The organism is Cryobacterium sp. Y57, assembly GCF_002929505.1.
In the GTDB taxonomy this organism is placed as follows: Bacteria; Actinomycetota; Actinomycetes; order Actinomycetales; family Microbacteriaceae; genus Cryobacterium.
The window spans coordinates 19,188-43,268 of sequence record NZ_PJJL01000062.1 but is presented as its reverse complement, the minus strand read 5'-3'; the positions used below and the strand labels follow the sequence as shown (position 1 = coordinate 43,268).

Annotated in this window: 28 protein-coding genes; 25 read left to right on the top strand and 3 right to left on the bottom strand. The window is 64.2% G+C overall.

The features are described 5' to 3' along the window. The first annotated feature begins 39 nt into the window (after positions 1 to 39). From nirD to CXY72_RS06595, 9 genes are all read left to right on the top strand, one after another. Complete coding sequence (nirD, locus tag CXY72_RS06635; protein ID WP_104126906.1) at positions 40 to 438, top strand: nitrite reductase small subunit NirD; 399 nt, start codon at positions 40 to 42, stop codon at positions 436 to 438. Then, positions 435 to 1,247, top strand: coding sequence for a sirohydrochlorin chelatase (locus CXY72_RS06630; RefSeq protein ID WP_104126905.1), 813 nt, complete (start codon positions 435 to 437; stop codon positions 1,245 to 1,247). The genes nirD and CXY72_RS06630 overlap by 4 nt, the downstream gene beginning before the upstream one ends. 9 nt (positions 1,248 to 1,256) lie before the next feature. Further along, positions 1,257 to 1,967: a tRNA (guanosine(37)-N1)-methyltransferase TrmD gene (trmD, locus tag CXY72_RS06625; RefSeq protein ID WP_104126904.1), complete on the top strand. Its 711-nt coding sequence runs from the start codon at positions 1,257 to 1,259 to the stop codon at positions 1,965 to 1,967. 57 nt (positions 1,968 to 2,024) lie between these two features. After that, positions 2,025 to 2,570 carry a hypothetical protein gene (locus CXY72_RS06620; RefSeq protein ID WP_104126903.1) on the top strand — a complete coding sequence of 182 codons (546 nt, stop codon included), beginning with the start codon at positions 2,025 to 2,027 and terminating at the stop codon, positions 2,568 to 2,570. A 174-nt stretch (positions 2,571 to 2,744) separates the two neighbouring features. Continuing rightward, positions 2,745 to 3,086, top strand: a complete 342-nt coding sequence (gene rplS / locus CXY72_RS06615) for a 50S ribosomal protein L19 (RefSeq protein ID WP_092108884.1) — start codon at positions 2,745 to 2,747, stop codon at positions 3,084 to 3,086. Positions 3,087 to 3,165: 79 nt separating this feature from the next. Next, positions 3,166 to 3,948: a signal peptidase I gene (lepB, locus tag CXY72_RS06610; RefSeq protein WP_104126902.1), complete on the top strand. Its 783-nt coding sequence runs from the start codon at positions 3,166 to 3,168 to the stop codon at positions 3,946 to 3,948. Beyond that, entirely contained in the window at positions 3,948 to 4,592 is a 645-nt protein-coding gene (locus tag CXY72_RS06605) for a ribonuclease HII (RefSeq protein WP_104126901.1), read from the top strand. Before lepB ends, CXY72_RS06605 begins: the two co-directional genes overlap by 1 nt. 12 nt (positions 4,593 to 4,604) lie before the next feature. After that, positions 4,605 to 4,928 carry a DUF2469 domain-containing protein gene (locus CXY72_RS06600; protein WP_104126900.1) on the top strand — a complete coding sequence of 108 codons (324 nt, stop codon included), beginning with the start codon at positions 4,605 to 4,607 and terminating at the stop codon, positions 4,926 to 4,928. 65 nt (positions 4,929 to 4,993) lie between these two features. Beyond that, on the top strand, positions 4,994 to 6,478 hold the full coding sequence (locus CXY72_RS06595; RefSeq protein WP_104126899.1) for a glyceraldehyde-3-phosphate dehydrogenase: 1,485 nt from the start codon (positions 4,994 to 4,996) through the stop codon (positions 6,476 to 6,478). A 79-nt stretch (positions 6,479 to 6,557) separates the two neighbouring features. On the opposite strand, the gene CXY72_RS06590 is transcribed toward CXY72_RS06595, so the two are convergent. After that, positions 6,558 to 7,001 (bottom strand): nitroreductase family deazaflavin-dependent oxidoreductase, encoded by a 444-nt coding sequence (locus CXY72_RS06590; protein WP_104126898.1) that lies wholly within the window; start codon positions 6,999 to 7,001, stop codon positions 6,558 to 6,560. 39 nt (positions 7,002 to 7,040) lie between these two features. Between CXY72_RS06590 and CXY72_RS06585 the strand changes: the two genes are divergently transcribed. The 7 genes from CXY72_RS06585 (at position 7,041) to CXY72_RS06555 (ending at position 15,205) form a co-directional block, all read left to right on the top strand. Continuing rightward, the gene (locus tag CXY72_RS06585) at positions 7,041 to 8,180 is read left to right on the top strand and encodes an alcohol dehydrogenase catalytic domain-containing protein (protein WP_370446226.1); all 1,140 of its coding nucleotides are present in this window, start codon (positions 7,041 to 7,043) and stop codon (positions 8,178 to 8,180) included. Positions 8,181 to 8,286: 106 nt separating this feature from the next. Further along, positions 8,287 to 8,685 carry a YraN family protein gene (locus CXY72_RS06580; protein ID WP_370446225.1) on the top strand — a complete coding sequence of 133 codons (399 nt, stop codon included), beginning with the start codon at positions 8,287 to 8,289 and terminating at the stop codon, positions 8,683 to 8,685. Then, positions 8,685 to 10,220 carry a YifB family Mg chelatase-like AAA ATPase gene (locus CXY72_RS06575; protein ID WP_104126897.1) on the top strand — a complete coding sequence of 512 codons (1,536 nt, stop codon included), beginning with the start codon at positions 8,685 to 8,687 and terminating at the stop codon, positions 10,218 to 10,220. Before CXY72_RS06580 ends, CXY72_RS06575 begins: the two co-directional genes overlap by 1 nt. Further along, complete coding sequence (dprA, locus tag CXY72_RS06570; protein ID WP_104126896.1) at positions 10,217 to 11,536, top strand: DNA-processing protein DprA; 1,320 nt, start codon at positions 10,217 to 10,219, stop codon at positions 11,534 to 11,536. Before CXY72_RS06575 ends, dprA begins: the two co-directional genes overlap by 4 nt. A gap of 313 nt (positions 11,537 to 11,849) precedes the next feature. Next, the gene (locus tag CXY72_RS06565; RefSeq protein WP_158252506.1) at positions 11,850 to 13,040 is read left to right on the top strand and encodes a YncE family protein; all 1,191 of its coding nucleotides are present in this window, start codon (positions 11,850 to 11,852) and stop codon (positions 13,038 to 13,040) included. Between the two features lie 163 nt (positions 13,041 to 13,203). Further along, on the top strand, positions 13,204 to 14,136 hold the full coding sequence (locus CXY72_RS06560; protein ID WP_104126894.1) for a phosphodiesterase: 933 nt from the start codon (positions 13,204 to 13,206) through the stop codon (positions 14,134 to 14,136). Positions 14,137 to 14,176: 40 nt separating this feature from the next. Further along, the gene (locus CXY72_RS06555; RefSeq protein WP_104126893.1) at positions 14,177 to 15,205 is read left to right on the top strand and encodes a tyrosine recombinase XerC; all 1,029 of its coding nucleotides are present in this window, start codon (positions 14,177 to 14,179) and stop codon (positions 15,203 to 15,205) included. Between the two features lie 44 nt (positions 15,206 to 15,249). Here the strand turns inward: CXY72_RS06555 and CXY72_RS06550 are convergent, their stop codons facing one another. Continuing rightward, on the bottom strand, positions 15,250 to 15,798 hold the full coding sequence (locus tag CXY72_RS06550; RefSeq protein ID WP_104126892.1) for a M23 family metallopeptidase: 549 nt from the start codon (positions 15,796 to 15,798) through the stop codon (positions 15,250 to 15,252). Between the two features lie 310 nt (positions 15,799 to 16,108). Here CXY72_RS06550 and rpsB point away from each other — a divergent pair, with 310 nt between their 5' ends. The 9 genes from rpsB to CXY72_RS06505 all read left to right on the top strand — a co-directional run bounded on the left by rpsB (position 16,109) and on the right by CXY72_RS06505 (position 22,993). Beyond that, positions 16,109 to 17,026, top strand: coding sequence for a 30S ribosomal protein S2 (rpsB, locus tag CXY72_RS06545; RefSeq protein WP_104126891.1), 918 nt, complete (start codon positions 16,109 to 16,111; stop codon positions 17,024 to 17,026). A gap of 10 nt (positions 17,027 to 17,036) precedes the next feature. Further along, positions 17,037 to 17,864: a translation elongation factor Ts gene (tsf, locus tag CXY72_RS06540; protein WP_104126890.1), complete on the top strand. Its 828-nt coding sequence runs from the start codon at positions 17,037 to 17,039 to the stop codon at positions 17,862 to 17,864. Between the two features lie 122 nt (positions 17,865 to 17,986). Further along, positions 17,987 to 18,751 carry a UMP kinase gene (pyrH, locus tag CXY72_RS06535; RefSeq protein ID WP_104126889.1) on the top strand — a complete coding sequence of 255 codons (765 nt, stop codon included), beginning with the start codon at positions 17,987 to 17,989 and terminating at the stop codon, positions 18,749 to 18,751. Between the two features lie 30 nt (positions 18,752 to 18,781). Then, on the top strand, positions 18,782 to 19,336 hold the full coding sequence (gene frr / locus CXY72_RS06530) for a ribosome recycling factor (RefSeq protein WP_104126888.1): 555 nt from the start codon (positions 18,782 to 18,784) through the stop codon (positions 19,334 to 19,336). An 11-nt stretch (positions 19,337 to 19,347) separates the two neighbouring features. Continuing rightward, the gene (locus tag CXY72_RS06525; protein ID WP_104126887.1) at positions 19,348 to 20,361 is read left to right on the top strand and encodes a phosphatidate cytidylyltransferase; all 1,014 of its coding nucleotides are present in this window, start codon (positions 19,348 to 19,350) and stop codon (positions 20,359 to 20,361) included. Positions 20,362 to 20,408: 47 nt separating this feature from the next. Then, positions 20,409 to 21,137, top strand: a complete 729-nt coding sequence (locus CXY72_RS06520; protein ID WP_233197684.1) for a DivIVA domain-containing protein — start codon at positions 20,409 to 20,411, stop codon at positions 21,135 to 21,137. Between the two features lie 54 nt (positions 21,138 to 21,191). Then, complete coding sequence (locus CXY72_RS06515) at positions 21,192 to 21,854, top strand: lytic transglycosylase domain-containing protein (RefSeq protein ID WP_104126886.1); 663 nt, start codon at positions 21,192 to 21,194, stop codon at positions 21,852 to 21,854. Positions 21,855 to 21,917: 63 nt separating this feature from the next. Then, positions 21,918 to 22,223 carry a hypothetical protein gene (locus CXY72_RS06510; RefSeq protein ID WP_199183973.1) on the top strand — a complete coding sequence of 102 codons (306 nt, stop codon included), beginning with the start codon at positions 21,918 to 21,920 and terminating at the stop codon, positions 22,221 to 22,223. 35 nt (positions 22,224 to 22,258) lie between these two features. Further along, positions 22,259 to 22,993: an alpha/beta hydrolase gene (locus tag CXY72_RS06505; RefSeq protein ID WP_104126968.1), complete on the top strand. Its 735-nt coding sequence runs from the start codon at positions 22,259 to 22,261 to the stop codon at positions 22,991 to 22,993. A gap of 20 nt (positions 22,994 to 23,013) precedes the next feature. Here CXY72_RS06505 and CXY72_RS06500 read toward each other — a convergent pair whose 3' ends face one another. After that, the gene (locus tag CXY72_RS06500) at positions 23,014 to 24,063 is read right to left on the bottom strand and encodes an AI-2E family transporter (RefSeq protein ID WP_104126885.1); all 1,050 of its coding nucleotides are present in this window, start codon (positions 24,061 to 24,063) and stop codon (positions 23,014 to 23,016) included. Positions 24,064 to 24,081 lie beyond the last annotated feature (18 nt).

Below are 24,081 nucleotides of genomic sequence, written 5' to 3'. Positions count from 1 at the left end.
ACGCGACAACCCCAAAAACCACACCCCTGGGAGCGCACGATGACGATGACACTGGCCGACACCCGCCGTACCACTGCAGTGACCCGCCCCGCCCTGGTCTGGGAGCGTGCCTGTGCCGTAGCCGATCTGGAACCCAGCTGGGGAGAAGCAGCCCTCATTCGCATGAAACAGATCGCACTGTTTTTGCTCTCACCCACCGAGATCTACGCCGTCGATCACCGTGACCCGCACACCGAGGCCAACGTCATGGCCCGCGGCATCGTCGGTTCCAAGGGTGACCGCCCGACCATCGCCTCGCCCCTGCACAAAGAGGTCTACGACCTCGGCACCGGGGAATGCTTCACCAATCCGACACTCGTGCTGAATACCTACGAAACTCGTGTTGTCGGCGGCTACATCGAGGTCGCGGTCGAGTCTGGACTGCACGAGGCGGCATGACCTTAATCGAAGAACGGGCTCGTGCAGCACGGCACAGCATCGAGTGGCGCCGCACCTTCGGGAGCGGTGCCGAGCGCGCAACGCCGGCACCCGCCGCGCTCGTCGCCATCTCGCACGGCACCCACTCGGCTGACGGCCAGGCGGCCATCGCTGCCCTCGTCGACGCCGTTGCCCGCGCTCATCCCGAACTTGCCGTCAGCGGCGGTTTCGTTGATGTGCAGCAGCCGGATGTCGCGGCGAGCCTCGGCGCGGTGCCCCCGGATTCCGCCGCGGTCGTGGTGCCCCTGTTGCTCTCTGCCGGTTACCACGTGCACGTCGACCTGCAACGAGAGACCAGCGCGCATGACCGCGTGACGACCGTGTCGCGGGCGCTCGGCCCGGACGACCGACTCATCGACGTACTCGAACATCGTCTGCGTGCCGACGGGTTCGACACCCAAGTCCGCGGGCAGGAGATCGTGCTCGCCGCCGCCGGCTCGAGCGACGCCCGCGCGGTGCACGACTGCCGCACGGTCGGCGCACTGCTGGAGGAGCGCCTCGGTGTTCGCGTCACCGTCGGCTTTCTCTCTGCGGCCACGCCCCGGCTGGCCTGTGCCGTCACCGGTGCCAGACTACGCAGCGAACACGTGACCGTGAGTACCTATCTCATGGCACCCGGATTCTTCTTCGACTTGACGCGCGCCCAGAGCGTCGGCGCCGCACTGGTGACGGCTCCACTGCTGCTGCCGGGCGAAACGGCCCCCGCTGCTCTGGTTGACGTGGTCGTCGACCGGTACCGCGAGGCGAAAGAGCAGGCTCAGATCTTCTAGAATTTGACCATGCGCATCGATATCGTCACCATTTTTCCCGAATTCTTCGATGTGCTCGATCTGTCGCTACTCGGCAAGGCCCGCCAAAGTGGCTTGATCGAGTTGGGTGTGCACAACCTGCGCGACCACACCCACGACCGGCACCATTCCGTCGACGACACCCCGTATGGTGGCGGCGCCGGCATGGTCATGAAGCCGGAGCCCTGGGGTGATGCCCTCGATGCCATACTCGGCACCGACCCGGCACTGGTCGACGACGGCCCCCTCGTCATCTTTCCCTCGCCGGCGGGGGACCAGTTCACCCAGCGGATGGCCCGCGAGCTCTCGCTCGAGCAACATCTCGTGTTCGGATGCGGTCGCTACGAGGGCATCGACCAGCGTGTCGTCGATCACTACTCGCAGCGCGGCCGGGTACGCCTTGTGAGCCTCGGCGACTATGTGCTCAACGGGGGAGAGGTCGCCGTCATGGCCATGATCGAAGCGATCGGCCGGCTCATTCCCGGCGTTGTCGGCAATCCGGAAAGCCTCGTCGAAGAATCCCACGAAGACGGCCTGCTCGAATACCCCAGCTACACCAAGCCCGCCAGCTGGCGCGGCCTCGACGTTCCGCCGGTGTTACGAAGCGGCAACCATGGCGCCATCAGTACCTGGCGCCACCAGCAGCAAATTGAACGTACCGAACGGGTGCGGCCTGACCTTTTGCCGCGCACACTCTCGTAACTTCAGCCTCCAGCGAACGCCAAGGCCAGTGTCAGCCCCCATCGATAGGCTGACTCTGTGATCATCCGCCGCGCCTTTTACCACTGGCAATTCATTGCCGCCGGAGCCCTGCCGCTCTGGCTTCTCGTCGGGTCTGCGATTTTTGGATCGGGCGCGTGGGCGGTGCTGGGCATCTTCTTCGGAGCCGTTCTTATCGGCCTCGGACTGTTGCTCGTCGCCTTGGTCATCTACGCCCGTAAAGACGTGCGCGAAACCCGGGCGCTCTCCTACGCCGACGTCGGCGTGCTAACGCTCTGGCACGCGCTCATCATCGCCATTCCTTTTTCAGCGGATGCTGCGGGCTGGCTCAGCGTGCTCGTCATCATCGGGGGTATCGCCGTATTCTGGTTCGTTGTCTGGGAGCTGTTCGACGCAGCCCGACGCCGAGTCTTGGCGATGGTCGACCTGGTGGAGCAGCAGGCGCAGGGGCAATCTGCCCCGGCCTCTGCCCCGCATCCGCTGCCGAACAGGTCACGCCCCCACGAGACCAAGCCGGCACCGACCTTTGGCCGAAGCGCCAAGCCAGAGGTCATCGTCATCGAAGAAAAGCGCGACCGGCCCTGAGCGTCGGGCCCCGCTTTGCAACGGGTGCGACTTCATGGCAGACTAAGTCCTTGTGCCGCTGCAGGACTCTGCCACAGGGGAACCTGCTCGTTGCGGCGCACATCCTCATACTGATTGCTTCGATTGAAGCACCTAGCGTAGTCGACCTGTGGCGGGTACAGAGAGCGAAACAACATGCATATTCTCGACGCGGTAGACGCCCCATCGCTGAAGAAGGATCTTCCTGACTTCCGTGCCGGCGACACCGTCAAGGTTCACGTCAACATCATTGAGGGAACCCGCTCTCGTATCCAGGTCTTCCAGGGAGTGGTCATCGGCCGCTCCGGCGAAGGCGTGCGCGAAACGTTCTGCGTTCGCAAGGTCAGCTTTCAGATCGGTGTCGAGCGTACCTTCCCGGTGCACTCCCCGGTCATCGACCACATCGAGATCGTGACCCGCGGCGATGTCCGTCGCGCGAAGCTGTACTACCTGCGCGACCTGCGTGGCAAGAAGGCCAAGATCAAGGAAAAGCGCTAACTTTCACGCTTCCCCACGATCCACGCGGATTCTTCTGAGCTCCCCATCACCTAAACTGATGGGGAGCTCAGGCGGTTAAATGACAGATGAAGTGCTCGCCTCCAGGTCCGATCGTCGGGTATCAGGGTCGAAGAAATCTCGAAGCACGACGGCACCCAGCAAGAAGCGCAGCGTCTTGCTGTTCATCCGCGACCTCCTCATCATTTTCGTCGTGGCATTGCTCATCTCGTTTTTGATCAAGACATTCCTGATCCGGTCGTTCTACATCCCCTCCGGGTCGATGATGAACACGCTGCAGGTCGACGATCGCATCATCGTGAATCAGCTCGAACCCGAGGTGATCCCGATTTCCCGCGGTGACGTCATCGTGTTCAAAGACCCGGGCGGATGGCTGCTGCCGCAGGCTGAGCTCGTGCAAAATCCGATCGTTGCCAGCGCTGACTGGCTCCTGTCTGTCGTGGGCTTGTCCGCGCCCGACAGCAACGACCACCTGATCAAACGGGTGATCGGGCTACCCGGTGACCACGTCGTCTGCTGCAACGCCCTCGGCCAGATGAGCGTCAACGATGTTCCGCTGAACGAATCCGCCTATGTGTTGTTGCCGGAAGGTGAAACCAAGGTCTCCAAGGATGACTTCGACGTCACGATCCCGGGGGGCTCACTCTGGATGATGGGCGACAACCGTTACAACTCCAAAGACTCCCGCTACAACGGCGACACGGTCGGTAAGGGGTACGTCCCGGTCGACAATGTCGTCGGTCGCGCGCTCGTCGTGAGCTGGCCGCTGGCGCACTGGGCATGGCTCGACGACTACCCCGACGTGTTCCGCGAGGTAGAGCACGCCGACAAAGGCTCCGAGTAGTGGCCGTGTCCGACCCCACCCTCGAGGTCGAGATCGACCTGCTGCGCACCGGTGCACGCTTTGTGATCGGCTGTGATGAAGTGGGTCGCGGCGCCCTCGCCGGACCGGTGGCTGTCGGATTCGCCGCGGTGAACGCATCCGTTCTGACCATGCCAGCGGGACTTCGCGACTCGAAGATGCTCAGCGAACCGCGCCGGGAACTGCTCGCCCCGCTCGCCGTTGCCTGGGCGACATACTCGGCCGTGGGGCTCGCCTCGGCGGCCGAGGTCGATGAGTTGGGAATCATCGCTTGCCTCGGGCTGGCCGGTAAGCGTGCGTTGGCCGAGCTCTATGCGCAGGGTGTCGATGTGGCCGGCAGCATCGTCTTGCTCGACGGCAGCGATGACTGGCTGAACAAAGCGCTGGCCACCCCGTTGAGCGTCGTGACGCGAATCAAAGCCGACCGAGACTGCGGGTCGGTGGCGGCGGCATCCGTGATCGCCAAGGTGCACCGCGACCGCCTCATGATCGCCGCGCATGACGACGCGCCCGGGTACGGCTGGGCCTCGAACAAAGGTTATGGCAGCGCCGCGCACATGAGCGCGATCGAGCGGCTCGGGCCGAGCCCCTTACATCGCAAATCGTGGCTCAAAATCTCAGCGTAAGATGAGATCACCATGGAAGAAGACGAAATCGAGGACTACGACCGCGAGGTCGAGTTGGCCCTGTACCGGGAATATCGAGACGTGGTTGGCCAGTTCCAGTACGTCGTCGAAACCGAACGCCGCTTCTATCTGGCCAACGAAGTCGACTTGGTTCGCCGGGACACAGAACACGATTTCTACTTCGAACTGACCATGAAAGACGTCTGGGTCTGGGACGTCTACCGTTCAGACCGATTCGTCAAATCGGTGCGCGTGCTGACTTTCAAGGACGTCAACGTGGAAGAACTCGCGACGAAAGACTTTGAACTTCCCAAGGAACTTGCACTCGACGAATAAGCAATGACTCCGGGGCCTCGGGTGGCCGGACTAACTAACCAACGATGGTTTAGGAAGGCAACCCTGTGATCCAGGACGCTGATCGTGCCCGTGCAACGTGGAGTAATCGCGAGTCTCTCGCCGAGGCGATGATTCCCCTGATCGGGCGCCTCTACCGCGACCACACCGTCGTGACGAGCGTCTACGGCCGCGGCCTGGTCAACAAGTCGGTCGTCGGCCTGCTCAAGGCACACCGGTTCGCCCGCCATATAGCGGATGTCGAGCTTCCGCTCGAAGAGACCCTGCCGATTCTGCAGACCATCGACGGCCTCAACCTCGGCGCAGCGTCGATCGACCTCGCCCGGCTCGCTCTCGGCTTTCGGCAACAGAACGGGCGCGTCACCCTGGAGGAATACCTGCGCGGTGAACTCACCGACGTCGTCGGCCAGCACGGACTCGACCATCGCACCAGTACCGACGTCGTGCTCTACGGCTTCGGTCGTATCGGCCGGCTGCTTGCCCGCATCCTGATCGAACATGGCGGCGGCGGCCAGGGCTTACGCCTGCGTGCGATCGTCGTGCGCCGTGGTTCCGCCAACGACCTGATGAAACGTGCCAGTCTGCTGCGCCGCGACTCGGTGCACGGACCGTTCGAGGGCACGATCACCATCGATGAGGAGAATGACACCATCCTCGCCAATGGCACGCTCATCCAGGTGATCTACTCCGCTGACCCGGCCAGTGTCGATTACACGCGGTATGGCATCCACGACGCCATCGTTGTCGACAACACGGGCAAGTGGCGCGACGAAGAAGGCCTGTCGCAGCACCTCACGTGCCCCGGCATCGCGCGGGTTCTCTTGACCGCGCCGGGCAAGGGCGCGCTGAAGAACATCGTGCACGGCATCAACCACACCGACATTCTGGCCAGCGACCGAATTATCACCGCGGCGTCCTGCACCACGAACGCGATCACTCCGGTGCTCAAAGCCATCAACGACCGCTACGGCATCATCGACGGTCACGTCGAAACGGTGCACTCGTTCACCAACGATCAGAACCTCATCGATAACTTTCACTCCGGTGACCGCCGAGGCCGCTCGGCTGCGCTCAACATGGTCATCACCGAGACCGGCGCGGCCAAGGCCGTCGCCAAGGCCCTGCCCGAGTTGGCGGGCAAGCTCACCGGCAACGCGATCCGCGTTCCCACCCCCGACGTGTCGATGGCCATCCTCAACCTCAACCTCGCCAGCACGACCGACAAGGACGAGATCAACACCTACCTGCGCACCATGTCGCTGCACTCCTCGCTGCACCGGCAAATTGACTACATCGACTCTCCCGAGGTGGTCTCGAGCGATTTCCTCGGCTCGCGTCGCGCCGGGATCGTCGACGGGCTGGCCACCATCGTCACCGACCAGAAGGCCGTGCTCTACGTCTGGTACGACAACGAATACGGCTACAGCTGTCAGGTCATCCGGGTGCTCGAAGAGATGTCCGGCGTGCACGCGCCCGCCTTCCCGGCCATCCTCGCCGCCGAAACCCTCGAACCGGTCGCCGAACCGGTGTGATCTGCACGGGGCCCGGGCCCCGTCCACGGGCCCAGTTTATAAACTGGGCCCGTGTTCCGGGCCCGGGCCCCGTCCGCGATTAAACGCGCGGTTCGCAGATGACCACGGGGATGTCGCGGTCGGTTTTGCCTTGGTAGGTACCGTAACCGGGGTAGGCCGCCACGATGCGCGGCCACAACTCGGCCTTCTCAGCGGATGACGCGGTGCGAGCCCGAAACGGGCGCGTCACGCCCCGAATGGTCAGGTCCACGGCAGGCTCGGCGACGAGGTTGAGGTACCAGAACGGATGCCGGTGGTCACCGCCCTTCGACGCGACGAGCACGTACTTTCCGTCCTCATGCACGGGCGCCGTCAGCAGCGTCGACCGACGCTGCCCGCTACTGCGACCGGTCGTGTGCAGTTCGATCGTCTGCATCGTGCCGATGGTCCAGCCGAGGCGTCCGCCCGACAGGCCCAGCACCATCCGGTGCACGCCGTTCATCGTTTGCATGCCGAGGTCGGTCACCCGGTCGCGCATTTTCATACGCCCAGCCTACGCCTTGGTGGGCGTTAGGTTGGAAGAATGATTCCATCAACGATGCTCAGCGCGATCCTTCGCGAATCCGGTTCTACGCGCCCGTACGCCGACAGCCGCCCGCTCACGCTCGAGCAGGTTCCGGTGCCTGCTCCGCGCGCCGGCGAGGTGCTGGTGCGCATCGAACGGGCCAGCCTGTGCCACTCCGACCTCTCGGTCATTGACGGCTCACGCATTCGGCCCCTGCCGATGGCGCTCGGACACGAGGCTGCCGGCACAGTGAGCGCCCTCGGTGACGGCGTTGACGATCTGGCCGTCGGCGACCGGGTCGTACTCGTCTTCGTGCCGAGCTGCGGCGACTGCCGAGCCTGTATGGCCGGACGCCCGGCACTCTGCCACCGCGGCGCCGAGGCCAATGGAAGCGGCGACCTGCTGCACGGCTCGGCCGTGCTGGCCACCGGCGACGGGGAGCGGATCAACCACCACCTCGGCGTCTCCGCTTTCTCCCAGTACTCCGTCGTGGCCCGTGAATCCGTCATCGCTGTCGACTCGGATGTCCCCTTCGACATCGCCGCCATGTTCGGCTGCGCGGCCCTCACCGGCATCGGCGCCGTGCTCAACACCGGCGCCCTCGCTCCCGGCCAGTCGGTGATCGTGTTCGGGCTCGGCGCGGTCGGCCTGATGGCCGTCATGGCCGCCGCCCAGGTGGCTGGCACCACCGTCATCGCGATCGATCCGCTACCCGACAAACGGGCGCTGGCCCTCCGCTGCGGTGCCCACCACACCGGGTCGCCCGACCAGGCGGCCGAGCTCGTGCGGCTGCACGCGGGCGACGGCGTCGACCTCGCCATCGAAGCGGTCGGCAGCGCTCGGGTGATGGAGGCAAGCCTCGCCCTGCTCACCCGGGGCGGCGCCCTCGTCTCGGTCGGTCTGCCACACCCCGAACAGACCCTCACCACGCCGGCGCTGCAGTTCGCTGGGATGGGCCGGCGGCTGCTCGGCTCCTACATGGGCGACTCGGTTCCACGCCGCGATATTCCGGCCTACCTGAAGCTGTGGCGCGACGGCCGCCTGCCCGTCGAGTTGCTGCACACCGACACCCGACCGCTCGGCGACCTCAATGAGAGCCTCGACGCCCTCGTGGCCGGCGAGGTCGTGCGCCGCCTGTTCGTCATGCACGCCGAGTAGAGTCCTCCACAGAGTCCTCCACAGAATTCCCCACAGAGTTCCCCACAGCGTCCTCCACAGCTGCCGGGGGCGGGCCGTTGTCCACCAATGCGGCGATGGTCCGGCCGTGGCCGTGCGCGACCGGTCACTCTGGTTCTCGGAGGCACTCGTGGCGCGCAAGGACGAACTCGGCAAACTCGGCGAAGATCAGGCCGCCCGCTTTCTTCAGGGCGCCGGCTACACGATCCTGACCCGCAATTGGCGCTGCTCAGAGGGGGAGATCGACCTCGTCGTGCAACAGGGCGCTGCTGTGGTGTTCGTGGAGGTGAAGACGCGCAGCAGCGTGAGCTTCGGACATCCGTTTGAGGCCATCACGGTCAAAAAACTGGCCCGGATGCGCCGCCTTGCCGCCGCCTGGTGCGGACAGGCCGAGCGCTGGCCGCGCCAGATCCGGCTCGACGTCATCGCGGTGATCGCCCCGGTCGGCCGCGAACCGGTCATCGAACACCTCGAGGGCGTGTTCTGATGGGCATCGCCCGCACCCTCGCCGTTGCGCTGCTTGGGCTGACCGGGGCACTCGTCGAGGTCGAGGCCGACATCTCGGCGCAACTGCCCGGCATGATCTTGATCGGGCTGCCCGATGCTGCACTCGCGCAGGCTACCCAGCGGGTGCGTGCTGCGGCCACCAACAGTGGATGCCCACTCACCGTTCACCGCCTCACCATTAATCTGTCGCCTGCCGCCTTGCCCAAGCACGGCGCCGGCTTCGACCTTGCGATTGCCCTGGCTTGCCTCGCCGCCGACAGCACCGTTTCCGGTAAATCGGTCGGTCAGGTCGTGCATTTCGGCGAGCTCGCCCTCGACGGTAGGCTCCGGCCGACGCTGGGCATTCTTCCGGGTGTGATGACCGCGGCTCGCCTCGGGCATACAACGGTGATGGTGCCGATCGGCAACGAGGCTGAAGCACGACTCGTGCCCAATATTCACGTCATCGGTGTCGCATCATTGCGTGACGCGGCGATCTTCCACGGCGCCACACTGCCGCCGATACCGGTTGAGCCCATTCTGGCAGCGACCATACCGGCCAGCCTGGCCGCCGAACCCGATCTGGCAGACGTGATCGGCAACGACGATGCCATACTGGCCCTGCAGATAGCCGCCGCGGGCGGGCACCACGTATTTCTACTCGGCCCGCCCGGAGCGGGTAAGACCATGCTCGCGGCCCGGCTGCCCGGCCTGCTACCCGACCTCGACCCGGCGAGCTCCCTGGAGGTCAGCTCCCTCCGCTCGCTCAGCGGCCTCGGATTAGGCGGAGCCCTGATCACCCGACCGCCGTGGGAGGCGCCACATCACACGGCGACCGCTGCGGCCATGGTCGGCGGTGGCAATGGACAGATTCGGCCGGGGGCCGCGTCGCAGGCCTCGCACGGTGTGCTCTTCCTCGATGAGGCCCCCGAATTCGCTTCTCCGGTGCTCGACGCCCTGCGTCAGCCCCTGGAATCCGGCTGGATCAGCATTCACCGCGCCAACGCCGTCGCGCATTTCCCGGCCCGGTTTCAACTGGTGATGGCAGCAAACCCCTGCCCGTGCGGGCAGTACGGCGCGGGAGACCTCAGTTGCACGTGCCCGCCCAACACGCGCCGCCGTTACCTTGCTCGCATCTCCGGGCCGCTGCTGGACCGCATCGACATCCAGCTCAATGTCAAGCGCATCACCGCCGCACAGCTGCGCGTCGCCACCGGTACGCAGCGGATGACGAGCGTCACCGCCCGAAAGCGTGTAGTCGCCGCCCGTGCGGCGGCGGCCGAGCGGCTCGGCAGCACCCCCTGGACCCTGAACTCCCAGGTTCCGGGTTCGTGGCTGCGCGGCGCATCCACTCGACTGGCTGCGAGCACCACCGCGGGCCTTGACCGGGCGCTGGAACGCGGCGGAATCACCATGCGCGGCTACGACCGGGTTCTGCGCATCGCCTGGACCCTGGCCGACTACGACGGCCTCACCATTCCCGGTCCCGACCAAATTGGCCACGCCCTCTACCTACGCAAAGGAATGACATCATGACGCTGTTCGGCCTCGACGAGATCCGGGTAAGCGAGCTCACCGCAGGCGTGCGCGGTGGTATGTCAGTCGACACCGCCGCAACGCCCGGCGAGGTATTCGCCCGCGCTGCGTGGTCGGGCATCGCCGAACCCGGTGATGGTACGGCCGGCCTGCTCGTGGCCAGCCTCGGCGCGAGTGTGGCCCTGACAGCCATCCTCGAGGCATGGAGCCCCGTGCGCATCGGTGCGCTCGTGCGCGATGTGCTGGCCGATGAGCCGGGCGCGCCTGATATCGTCTTCGCCACCAGTCCCAGCTCCGATACCTCCGAAGTGGATGCTGACACGAGCGCCGAGTTGGAACAGTCCCTCGACGCCGGACTCCAACGCTGGCGGCCGCGGCTCAACTCGGGGGATGTCATCCGCTCGCTGCAGCAGGCGGCCCATATCGACGCCCGGCTACTGCTGGCCACGGACACCCTCTGGCCCGCGGCGATCGATGACCTGGAGCAGCATGCGCCACTGGCGCTGTGGTGGCGCGGGGTGCCCGGCGCGCTCGCCGCGCTGTCCAACTCGATCGCTCTGGTCGGGGCCCGGGCAGCCACCGGCTACGGCGAGCACATCGCCATGGAAGCCTCGGCCGGGCTCGTCGACCGTGGTTTTGCCGTGGTGTCTGGAGCTGCCTACGGCATCGACGGAATGGCCCACCGCGCGGCACTGGCCAGTGACGGCATTACCGTGGCCTTTCTTGCCGGGGGAGTCGACCGGTTCTACCCGAGTGGCCACGACTCCCTGCTCACCCGCATCGTGGCCGCCGGGGCCGTTCTCTCCGAGCTGCCCTGCGGAGCGGCGCCCACGAAATGGCGCTTTCTGCAAAGAAACAGATTGATCGCCGCAGCGAGTGCAGCAACGATCGTGTTGGAAGCCGGCTGGCGGTCGGGCTCGCTCAACACCGCCGGGCACGCGTCGGCGCTGGGTCGGCCGCTCGGCGCCGTGCCCGGGCCGATCACGAGCCCCACCTCGGCCGGCTGCCATCGCCTCATTCGGGAATTTGCCGCGGTGTGCGTAACCAACCCGACCGAGATGGCCGAGCTGGTTGGTGAGCGGTCGATCCAGGTGCCCCTGGACTTTTCCGACACTGATGCCGGCCCGGGCCCGATACCCCGCACGAGCGATCAGGTGCGCGTGTTCGACGCCCTGAGCGGTCGCTCACCGCGCACGGTGGCCGATTTGTCACGCCGTGCCGGGCTCTCGACGTCGGCCGTGCGCGGCGCCCTCGGCGGTCTCGATCTCGATGGGGCGGCCCAGGAGCGGGAGGCCGGCTGGGTACGCCGGGCGTAGGGAGAACAGAAAACAACCGCCATCCGCTCACGGGGTAGGCGTTCGGCGCGGCAGCCACGGTGCCTCGATAGCCCACTGGTCTGCCCTTGTCGCCGGGCAACGATGGGATTACTGTAACCCGCAGTATCGGCAATTGCCCTACCTCTTCGAGTGTTTGAATTTTCAGAGAAGTGGATGTCATGAGCGCAGAAGCCTCGGCTTCGCACTCACCGTTCTCACCGTCGGAGCGGTGGTACTGACTGGAGCTCCACCGGCGCTCGCGGCTCCTGCGACGAGCGCGCTGAGCGCTGCGAACGTGGGTCAGCCTGCAGCGATGGAACGAAATGCGATTCAGTCCACCGCGCGCACATTCACCGCAACCCCGGTTCCAACGATCACCGGCGTGCCACAGGCAGGCCGTCGACTGACGGCAGTTCCGGGTACCTGGAAACCGGTTCCGGTGGTGTTGTCCTACCGCTGGGCAGTGAATGGTGTCTCGGTATCCGGTGCCACGGCATCCACTTTCACACCCTCGAACAGCCAGGTGGGAAAGCGCGTGACCGTGACCGTGACCGGCACGAAAGCCGGATATCGGACGGTCTTGAAGACGAGCGCGCCGACCGGGCGGGTAGCGCCGCGCACCATTACTGTCGGTACTAATCCCCGCGACCTGGTCGTGACCAACGATGGCCGCTGGGCGTACGTCGCCAATACCGGTTCACGAACTGTCTCCGTGATTGCCATCACAACTGGAAAAGTCGTCGCCACCGTTCCGCTGGGCGGCACCCCACTCGCGCTTGCGGTGTCGGCCAACCAGAAACAGGTATTCGTGAGCACCTGCAGCGATAACAAGATCTATGCGCTGAACATCGCCTCCAACACGGTCGCCTACTCCTTCACTGTTGGCGCTTGCGGTGATCTGGTAGCCACTCCCGACGGCAAGTCCCTCTACATCGGTGGTTCACCCACACTGTTCGACATCACGGTAGCCACGATCGCGACCCGTTCCCTCGCCGAACCGATCTTCACCGGTGCCCCGGTCGGTGAACTCACCCCCAGTGCTGACCGAAAGAAGGTCTATCTGAGCAATGGCGACGACTACGGTCTGTTCATTATCGATACTGCGGCCCCTCAGGCGCCACAGGAGCGGTTCAACACCTCACACCCGCCGATCGCTTCGGCACCGTCGCCCGACGGTACAACGGTGTACGCCAGCCTCGGACGCGACCTGATCACCGGGCCGTCCAACGCCGTGGAGGTCATCGCCACTGCAACGAACCGGGTACGGGCCAGGACCGCCATCACTGCACCTGGTGCTCTGGCGGTCAGCCCTGACGGGTCAAGGCTCTATGTATTGTCCACGGAAAACAACACCATCGCGACGATCAGTACGGTTACCAACCGAGTACTCAGTCGCATACCACTCGGGCGTGCCCCGTCGAGTCTCGCCGCCACGCCGGACGGCAGCAAGGTGGGTATCACCAATTTCAACGATGGCACGGTGTCGGTGCTCCCGGTGTTCTGAGCCGGTTCGCGACGGCGTCAGCCCGGCCGTTCCCCTCGTCGAGTCCATCGCTGGGGGGAACGGCCATTTCACGGGTGGGGTCGGAGCGCTCCGTCTCCTGGCCCCTTAACGAAAGGAGTGTCGGTGGCTGCCCGTAGTCTGAAGACCCGACGAGAGGTGAAACATGACAGTCGTGCAGCTGGGCCAGTACGAGCCCGCCGAGCAGATTTTGGTGCACCTGAGTGATACGCATTTTCTGGCGGATAGCGCGGCGCTCTACGGTGTGGTCGATACCGACCACACCGTGCACCGCGCCCTCGAGCAGCTGCGCCGTTCAGGGATCCGGCCCGATGCCCTCATTCTCACCGGCGATGTGGCCGATCGGGGCGAAGCGGATGCCTACCGCCGCATTCGCGGCATCGTGGAGGCCGCTGCCGCCCAGTGGGATGCCGCCATAATCTGGGTGATGGGCAACCATGACCTGCGCAAATCGTTTCGTTCCGAACTCCTCAGTGAGACACCCGACGATCAACACAGCGTCGACCAGAACCCCGTCGACCAGAACCCCGTCGATCAGCTGCACGACGTCGGCGGCCTGCGCATCATTGCGCTCGACACGAGTGTGCCCGGCTATCACCACGGAGAGGTGGCCGATGCCCAGCTGGAGTGGCTGCGCCAGGTTCTGAGCACGCCCGCGCGGCGCGGGTCGATCCTGGCACTGCACCACCCCCCGATTCCCACACCGCTGCCGCTGATGAGCGTGCTCGAGCTGCAGGACCAGCCGCGACTGGCTGCCGTTCTGGCCGGCAGTGATGTGCGGGCAATTCTCGCCGGGCACCTGCACTATCCCACTCAGGGCGTATTCGCCGGCATCCCCGTGTCGGTGGCGGCGGCTACCTGTTACACGATGGATTTGAGTGCCCCCGACCGTGAAATGACCGGGGTGAACGGCGGTCAGACACTGAACCTTGTGCACGTCTACGCCGACCAGATCACGCATTCACAGCTGCCGATCGGCGATTACGCCGCTGTCACGCAGTTTTCCGCCGACTTTGTCGGTGAACTGGCCGACCTCTCACCCGAAGACCGCCGGCACGCCTTTTCGCGGCAGTCATGACGGCGGTGGCGCGACACCATGAGCAAGAACAACTGAACCCATGCGTGTGAGCGACGACATCGACGAGTTTCTGCGTTACCTCAGCGCCGAGCGTGGCTATTCAGCACACACGGTGCGTGCCTATCGCACCGACCTGAACCAACTGGCCGGCTTTGCTGGCGACCGGGGGGTGACGGCATCCGGTGAGTTGAGCCTCGAACTTCTGCGGGAATGGCTCTGGGTCGCAACCCAGGCCGGCCTTGCCCGGGCCACGCTGGCCCGCCGGTCGGCATCGGTGCGCAGCTTCACGGCCTGGCTCGGGCGCAGTGACGATCTCGTCACGGACCCGGCGGCCCGCTTGCGCTCGCCGAAACCGGGGCGAACGTTGCCGCGCGTGATCGCCCAGACCCAGATGAGCGAACTGCTCGAACTGCTGGCGGCCCGCGCCGCCGGGGGAGAGGCACTCGCGCTGCGGGATCTCGCCATTGTCGAGCTGCTCTACGCCTCAGCGCTGCGAGTCTCCGAGCTCGTCGGCCTTGATCTCGCCGACATAGACCTGGAACGGTTGACCGTGCGGGTCACCGGTAAGGGTGCGAAGGAACGCGTGGTTCCGTTCGGCGTTCCGGCGAAGCGAGCCCTCGTCGACTTCCTGCGTCAGGGGCGGAACCCAGGCGCCGCAGTCTCGGCAGACGCCGTGAAGACCACGCCAACGCCGGCAGCGCGATCACACCTCGCCGTGCCCGACGTCGCAGCGCCAGACGTCGCAGCGCCAGACACCGACGCGTCGAACGACACCGACGCGTCGAACAACACCACGGCGCTGTTCCTCGGCCGCCGGGGCCGGCGCCTTGGCGTGCGCGGCGTCTACCGCCTCGTAGCCGCGCTGCTCGCCGCGGTTCCCGGCACCGGTCCGGCCGGACCGCACGCCCTGCGCCACACCGCGGCCACCCATTTGCTCGACGGTGGAGCCGACCTGCGCGCCGTGCAGGAACTTCTCGGGCATGTCAGTCTCGGTACCACCCAGATCTACACCCATGTGTCGGCGGAACGCCTGAAAACCAGCTACGGGCTCGCCCACCCCCGCGCTTGACCAGGCCGAGAAAGATAGCGTTTCGTACAGGGTTCACGGCCTCATCACGGCAATGCCGGTAACAAAATCGCGCGCGGCACGGTGCCGAGAAAGAGTAGGGGCGATATGTACAGCCCGTGCAGTCGCACACCTAAATGCACACAGCCGGGCGGGCAATGACCGCCGGTCGCCACTGAACCGATCACCTGTCCGGCGCGCACCCGGTCTCCCGCCGCGACAGTGGCGATCACGGGCTCGACCGTCGAGATCAGATCACCCGGCTGCGTGATCGACAGCACAGGCCGGTCAACGACACGACCCGCAAACGACACCACGCCGTCGTGCGGCGCAAACACCGCGTCATTCGTCTGCGCAGCAAGGTCGATGCCGCGATGACCGCCCACATATAACGACTCCGGCGCTTCAAACGCCCGGGTCACTCGGTGCGGCGCCGCGACCGGCCACACCCAGGCAGCTGCCTCCGTCGGGGCTGTACTCACCGTCCGTTCCAACGTGGCCCTCGACCCAGCGCCAGCGCCCGCGGCAGCGACCACGCCCACGAGCACGGGCACGATGATAAGAGTGGATGCAGCCAGTGCGCGAAGGTTCTGCATGCCTCTATCCTGCCGATCGGCGCCGACCTCGCCTGGACATCGGGCACATCCGTGTCGTTATCCACCGTCATCGTTCCTGTGCAGGAGACGGTCGCAGTAGTACGCCGGGCGGTGATACGCTGATTCCAGCAGCGCTTTGTGCGCTGACTACGCGTGCCCATTTGGCCGCCATGTCCAATCGGTCCCGTCTCACGAGAACATTCGCGAGCAGGGCGGACGTGTGCCGGGCACCAGGAGCGATGATCGACCGATCATCGCACAAACCGATTGGTGCGGTTTTTTGAACCCGCACCAGAACAGGAGTCGGCACATGGCCGTCGTAACCATCCGCCAGCTGCTTGACAGCGGCGTGCACTTCGGGCACCAGACCCGCCGTTGGAACCCGAAGATGAAGCGCTTCATCTTCACCGAGCGTTCCGGCATCTACATCATCGACCTGCAGCAGTCGCTTGGGTTCGTTGATAAAGCCTATGACTTCGTCAAGGAGACGGTTGCCCACGGCGGCACCATCCTCTTCGTCGGTACCAAGAAGCAGGCCCAGGAATCCATCTCCGAGCAGGCGCAGCGCGTAGGCCAGCCCTATGTCAACCAGCGCTGGCTCGGTGGCCTCCTCACCAACTTCCAAACCGTTTCCAAGCGTCTGGCCCGCATGAAGGAACTCGAAGAGCTCGACTTCGATGACACCGCCAAGAGCGGTTTCACGAAGAAGGAAATGCTCATCAAGAAGCGCGAGCTCGTCAAGCTGCACAAGAGCCTCGGCGGAATCCGCAACCTCACGAAGACCCCGTCGGCACTGTGGGTTGTCGACACCAACAAGGAGCACCTCGCCATTGATGAGGCGCGCAAGCTCGGCATCCCTGTCATCGCCATCCTCGACACCAACTGCGACCCCGATGACGTGCAGTACCCGATCCCGGGCAACGACGACGCCATTCGCTCCGTTGGTCTGCTGACCCGCATCATCGCGGACGCCGCAGCCGAGGGCCTCATCCAGCGCCACGCCAAGCCGGAGGCCGAAGTTGAGCCCCTCGCCGCGTGGGAAGCTGAACTGCTCCAGGCGTCCGACGCCGAGACCACCCCCGCGCAGTCCTCTGCCGAGACCGAGAAGGTCGCCGACGCAACCGTCGTCGCCGACGAGGCTGTCGTTGCAGAGCCCACCATCGCTGACGCTGTCGCCGACAGCGACGTTGCGGCCGTACTGGCTGCCGTCGCCGACGAAACCAAGTAGGGAACCTGGTATGGCAAATTTCACATTAGAAAACGTCAAGGCTCTTCGCGAGAACCTCGGCACCGGAATGGTCGACACCAAGAACGCCCTCGTTGAAGCCGACGGCGACATGGATAAGGCCATCGAGATCCTGCGTCTCAAGGGTGCCAAGGGCAACGCCAAGCGCGCTGACCGTTCCACCTCTGAGGGACTCGTTGCTGCTAAGGAAATCGGCACGACCGCATACATGATTGAACTGGCCTGCGAGACTGACTTCGTCGCCAAGGGCGACAAGTTCGTCGTTCTGGCCGATAAGGTTCTTGACGCGATCGCCGCCGCCGGCGCGACCACGGTCGAGGCCGGACTGGCCGCTACGGCCGGTACGCAGACCGTAGCCGAGCTCATTGACGGCGAAGCGGCAATCATCGGCGAGAAGTTCGAACTTCGCCGCGTCGCCGCCGTCATCGGCGAGTCGTTCTCGATCTACCTGCACAAGACCAGCAAAGATCTGCCCCCGCAGGTCGGCGTTGTTCTCGGCTTCTCCGGTGTCGACGTGGAAACCGCTCGCAGCGTCGCCCAGCACATTTCGTTCGCCAACCCCGAGTTCCTTGCGGCGAGCGATGTTCCGGCTGACCTGGTGGAGACCGAACGCAAGATCGTCACCGAGATCTCGAAGAACGAAGGCAAGCCGGAAGCGGCGCTGCCCAAGATCGTTGAGGGACGCGTCAAGGCGTATCTCAAGCAGGTCGCACTGCTCGAACAGGACTATGCCAAGGACAATAAGTTGTCCGTCGCCAAGGTTCTTGACGATGCAAAACTGACCGTGTCGGGCTTCGCCCGGTTCAAGGTCGGCGCCTAACAAAAAATAACGGAGGTCGGATTGCGAAAGCGATCCGGCCTCCGTTTTGTGTGCCTCGTGTGGGGTGCACGCCCGCACTTGGTAGTTTGGTTGCACCCCCTCTCGGAAAGGCCCCGCACGACATGACTGACACGGCCAGCACACCCACGACCCAGACCAGCCCGTTGCATCCCACCGCGGTCGTGAAGAAACGACGGGTGCTCCTCAAACTGTCCGGTGAGGCCTTCGGCGGCGGCGCAGTAGGGGTAAACCCCGATGTGGTCAGCTCGCTCGCCAGAGAGATCGCTGAGGCCGCCAAGCAGGTCGAAGTGGCCATCGTCGTCGGCGGTGGAAACTTCTTTCGGGGCGCCGAGCTCTCCCAGCGCGGCATGGACCGCGGACGCGCCGACTACATGGGAATGCTCGGTACCGTCATGAACGCCCTCGCCCTTCAGGACTTTCTCGAGCAGGCCGGGGCTGAAACCCGAGTGCAGTCCGCCATCTCGATGACTCAGGTCGCTGAGCAGTACATCCCGCGGCGCGCCGAACGGCACCTGGAAAAAGGCCGCGTCGTTATCTTCGGTGCTGGCGCCGGATTGCCCTACTTCTCGACCGATACCGTGGCCGCGCAGCGCGCCCTCGAAATTGACTCCGACGTTGTGCTCTTGGCCAAGAACGGCGTGGACGGCGTCTATTCCGACGACCCCCGTACGAATCCCGACGCCCAGAAGATCCACCACATCACCTACTTGGAAGCGCTCCAGCGCGGCCTCAAAGTGGTCGACTCCACCGCGTTCAGCCTGTGCATGGACAACCACATGCCCATGCAGGTCTTCGGCATGGCACCAGAAGGTAACGTCACTGCGGCCATTCTGGGCGCCGATCTGGGCACTCGCGTCTCCAACTAGAATTATTCCACCACCAATAAAGGAGTCACCGTGATCGCGGATGTTCTTTCCGATGCCACTGCGCGCATGAACCGGGCCCTCGAGGCCGCCAAAGACGACTTCGGCACCGTGCGTACCGGGCGCGCCAACCCGCAAATGTTCGCGAAAATTCTGGTGAGTTACTACGGCACTCTGACACCGTTGGAACAACTCGCGTCGCTGCAAAACCAGGAAGCGCGCACGATGCTGATCGGTCCCTACGACAAAGCGGCGCTGCGCGACATTGAGATCGCCATCCGCGACACCCCGAATCTGGGCGCCAACGTCGGCAACGACGGAACCACCATCCGGGCAACGCTGCCCGAACTCACCACGGAACGCCGCAAGGAATTCGTGAAGATCGTCAAGGCCAAGGCAGAGGATGCCCGCATTTCAGTGCGCAACATTCGCCGTAAGGCCAAAGACGAGCTCGATGCGCTCAAGAGCGAGGTCGGCGACGACGAGGTCGCTCGTGCCGAGAAAGAGCTCGAGCTGATGACCAAGAGCCACGTGGACGGCATTGACGACGCCTTCAAACGCAAGGAAGCCGAACTTCTCGAGATCTAGGAAGCGTTCAGATGACCGAGAAACCGGAGAATGGCCAGCGGCACAGACGCGGCAACGGTGTCAGTCGCGCCGAGTTCCGGGCGCAGGTGAAAACGACGCGAGCTGATTTCGAACGTCAGGTGCAGACGACCAAGGCCGATTTTGAACGTCAGGTGCAGGCCACGCGGGCTCAATTCGATGCGACCAACGAACGCATTGCAGCGCGCACCGGGCGCAACCTCATTCTGGCCATCCTGATTGGACTTGTGCTCGGCGGCTCAATGTTGGTCAGTCTCATCATCATCAAACAGCTCTTCATGATCTTCGCGGTCGTCATTGTCGGATTCTGCGCGTTCGAACTGGCACAGGCCCTGCGGCGTGCCGGACGCAACGTGCCGCGCATCCCCGTGATCATCTCTGCAGTCGCCATCGTTCCGGCTGCGTTCTACGGTGGGGCAACCGGTCAATGGTTCGTCATGCTCGGCGGCATCGTACTCATCGGGTTGTGGCGCCTGGCCCTTCTCGTGATGGCGTCGCACCGCGCCACTGCCCGTTCCATCCTCGGCGACGTGGGCGGTGGCATCCTGATTCAGGTCTACGTCGTCTTTCTCGCAAGTTTTGCAGTGCTTCTTGTCGCCCAGGACCACGGACAGTGGTGGACGCTCGCCTTCCTGATTTTGGTCATTTCTGCCGACACCGGTGCGTACGTCAGCGGCCTGAACTTCGGCAAGCATCCGATGGCACCCTCGATCAGCCCGAAGAAAACATGGGAAGGTTTTGTTGGCGCCGGATTGATCTGCATGATCGCTGGTGTGCTGCTCTCGATCTTCATGCTCGACCAGCCGTGGTGGTTCGGATTGGTCTTCGGAGCGGTCATCCTGCTGACCGCGACCTTTGGCGACCTGGCCGAATCACTGATCAAACGCGACCTCGGCATCAAGGACATGAGTTCGTGGCTGCCCGGTCACGGCGGCTTTCTGGACCGGCTGGACTCGATTCTGCCATCGGCCGCTGCCGCCTACGCCCTCTATCTGGTCTTCGCGTGAGCGCGACTGATTTTTGCCCCGCGAACCTGGTACGAGACAATGAGGGTATGAGCACCATATTTTTGCGAGTGGACAAGAAGTCTCTCGGCTACAACGTCACCCAGGTCGATGCGTTTCTGGCTGCGGCCCGGCGCGCATACGACCAGCCTGACCTACACGACGACGAACTCGATGCTGATACTGGTGCTGTGGAATCCGTTGACGAGATCGCCGCCGGTACCGAGACTGGGACCGCGATGCCGGCGACCACGCACGACGAGCCGGGCACCGCCGACCGGGCCGCGGCCATGTATACGTTGGTCGCGAAACAGCCCGAAGCAGACGAGACCGGCACCGGTATGAGGTTGACGGCCGAGGAAATTCGCCACACGGCCTTCGCAATGCACAAAGGGGGATACTCGCCCGACCAGGTCGATGCGGCACTGGAACGACTCGAAGACGCATTCGCCGCCCGAGAACGGGATCAGGCGACGCGAGCCGGGGGAGAGGAGGCGTGGATGGCTGAAGCGCAGGGCGCCATCGAGGTGATCATCGGCCGGCTCAGCCGCCCCCCCGGCACCCGCTTTGCGCGCACGAGCATCTTAGCGGTCGGCTACAAACGAGTGGACGTCGACCGTCTCGCTAACAAATTGGTGAAGTATTTTCGCGACGGTCGTGTGCTTACGGTCGCGGAGGTGCGAACGTCCGTTTTTCGCCCCGAACGGGGAGGATATCGGGAAGCGCAGGTGGACCTGGTGTTGGACAGCGCCGTGGACGTCATGCTCGCGGTGCGCTGATTTGGTCACCGTTACTTGGCTGTTATCAAATTTGTCGGCTAGGGTCGTGTAGTAATGGGTAGGCATCTGCACGTAATCGACACCGTTCCGGCTGCGGCCAAGCCGATCCTTCGTCGTACGCGGACCCGGGTGAAGCCGGCGCACTTTCTGTTCGGGTTCACCGCCGCCTGTGCGTTCGTGCTCGTCACCGTGGTCGATCCCTACTCGGGTGCTACGGCATCACCATACTTTCAAATAGCTGGCAGTACGACTGATGACGATCCCGCCCAAGCCGTTCTCGTTGCCGGCAGCTACATCAATACCATTACGCGTGACGGCTATGCGGTCACCGAAAAGCCCAAACCGGTGCCCATCGTGGTGGCGGTCGAAAAAAAGACCCAGAGCTTCACCGCTCCGCGGGCTGCCGTACCCGATCCGGGCTCGGCGAAGGCGTACGCCTACGACGCCGTCGCCGGTCGCGGATGGGGCGAAGACCAATACAACTGTTTGGTTTCGCTATGGCAAAAAGAGTCACGCTGGAATGTGAGCGCCCAGAACGGTTCGAGCGGTGCCTACGGTATTCCGCAGGCGTTGCCCGGCTCCAAGATGGCAACCGCCGGCGACGACTGGGCCACGAACGCTGGTACCCAAATTGAGTGGGGTCTGGGGTATATCACGGGCCGGTACGGCACTCCGTGTGGCGCCTGGGAGAAGTCCCAGGCTTCAGGCTGGTACTAAGCGCGAACTGGTGCCCCGGGCCCGCTGGTGTTCGGCTCCAAGCCGGCGCTTTAGACTGGGATCATGGCGCGCAGCAATCGACCCCGGGGCCGCAAGGCCCAGCAGTCGAGCGACGACGACGCAGACGTCGGCCTGAATCATCTGCTCGCGGGATGGCGTCGCAGCGAAGTCCGGCGTGACGGCCTGTGGCACGTTCAGCCGGTTCCCGCCACACAGGCGGTCAAGGCCTATTTGTGTCCCGGATGCACCCAAAGCATCGCCCCCGGTACGGCTCACATCGTCACATGGCGCGGCGACGGGGTACTCGGCGACGATGCCGACCTCGCCAACCGGCGGCACTGGCACACCCACTGTTGGAAGATCAAGTGACCAACAGCCCCGAGAGTCCAGGAGGAGCAGCGACCGTGTCCGTTGACATTCGTGGCGGCATCGAACTGCCGTCCATCATCGAACGCGTCGAGCTGCACACGAGCGACGGTCTGACCTTGGTGGGCGAACTGGCCACCCCGGTCGGCAGGGCACCGGTGGCTACACTCGTCACGCTGCATCCGCTGCCCACCGCCGGCGGTTTCATGGACTCGCATATTCTGCGCAAGGCGGCGAACCGGCTGCCCGCCATGGCCGATCTGGCCGTGCTGCGGTTCAACACCCGCGGTACGTCATCGCCGCGCGGCACAAGTGACGGAAATTTCGGTCACGGACTGACCGAACGAGCCGATGTCGCCGCGGCGATGGCTTTTGTCGCGGAGCGCCACCTGCCCAACCCGTGGCTGGTCGGCTGGTCATTCGGCACTGAACTTGCCCTGAAGTACGGCTTGGAGCACCCCATTCGTGGCGCCATCCTGCTGTCACCCCCGCTACACCGCACGACCAGCGAAGAGTTGGCGGCGTGGGCCGGGAACGAGCGTGAATTAGTAGCGGTGATTCCCGAATTCGATGACTATCTCAGGCCGGATGCCGCCCGCTCGCGGTTTGTTACTATACCCGGCGTGCGTTTGGTCGCCGTTGATGGCGGCAAACACCTGTGGGTTGGCGAGAGCCTGACCCGCCGTGTTCTCAGCGAGATCGTCGCCACAGTCAACCCAGGCGCACTGCCCCTGCCGACGGAGTGGACCACCGGGCTACCCGACGCGTCGTAAGCGCGCTGTCGACCTCAGACTCAGAGTTCGTTCTGGCGGGGGATGACGACCTGTTTGACGATCATGATGACGGACGCGGCGACCGGAATGGCGATCAGGGCACCGAGGATACCGAGCAGACTGCCTCCAGCGAGGGCAGCGATCACGACGACCGCACCCGGCACGGAGACGGCCCGACTCATGATGTTCGGGCTGAGGACGTATGCCTCGACCTGCATATAGATGAGGTAATAAATTGCCGCGGCCAGAGCCGTCTGGGGTGAACTGCCGATTCCAGGAATCAGGCAGGTCAGCACGATGATGATCGAGCCGGAGATAGTACCGACCAGCGGGATCAAGGACAGCAGGAAAGCGATGAAGGCCAGGAGCGCCGGAAATGGCGCTCCGATGATCGACAAAAAGATGAAACTCAGCACACCATTGACGGAGGCTAACGCGGCCTGGCCCACGATGTACCGACCGACGGCCGTAGTGATCTGCTCGCTCAGGTCGGTAAAGCGTGCTCGCTTGGACGCGGGAACCAGCTGGTACGTGGCCCGCTTCATGGCGTTCAATGAGGCCGTGAAATAGAGCGTGAGGATCAGGATGATCAGCGCGCCAAACAATCCACTCACAAACGCCAGACCGGACTGGACTATCGTCGTGGTGATATTCTCCAGATTACTGCCCAGAAAATCGGTGATCGTCTTGGTGATTCTCGACACGTCCAGCCCGGGGAACTGCCGTTGGAGATCGGCCAGGAAGGTCGACGAGTTCACACCCCGCACCAATTCGGGAAAGATTCTGGAAAGTTTGGACACCTGGTCGACGATGATCGGCACGATGGCGAATACGACGCCGGTCAGAACACCGAGTACCGCGGCGACCACGGTCAGAATCGCAGCCCAGCGGGGGAACTTCTTCTTCTCCAGCCAGGAAACGGCTGGGTCGAGGCCGAGCGCGATGAACAGCGCCGCCCCGACGTAGATGATGATCGTCTGCAGGGTGATCACCGAGGTGATGATCAGCAAGCCCAGCCCTACGCCCAACGTTCCGACGAGTCCAAACCGGAAGGCATTTTGTATTTTCACGTGTCGACTCCAGCGATG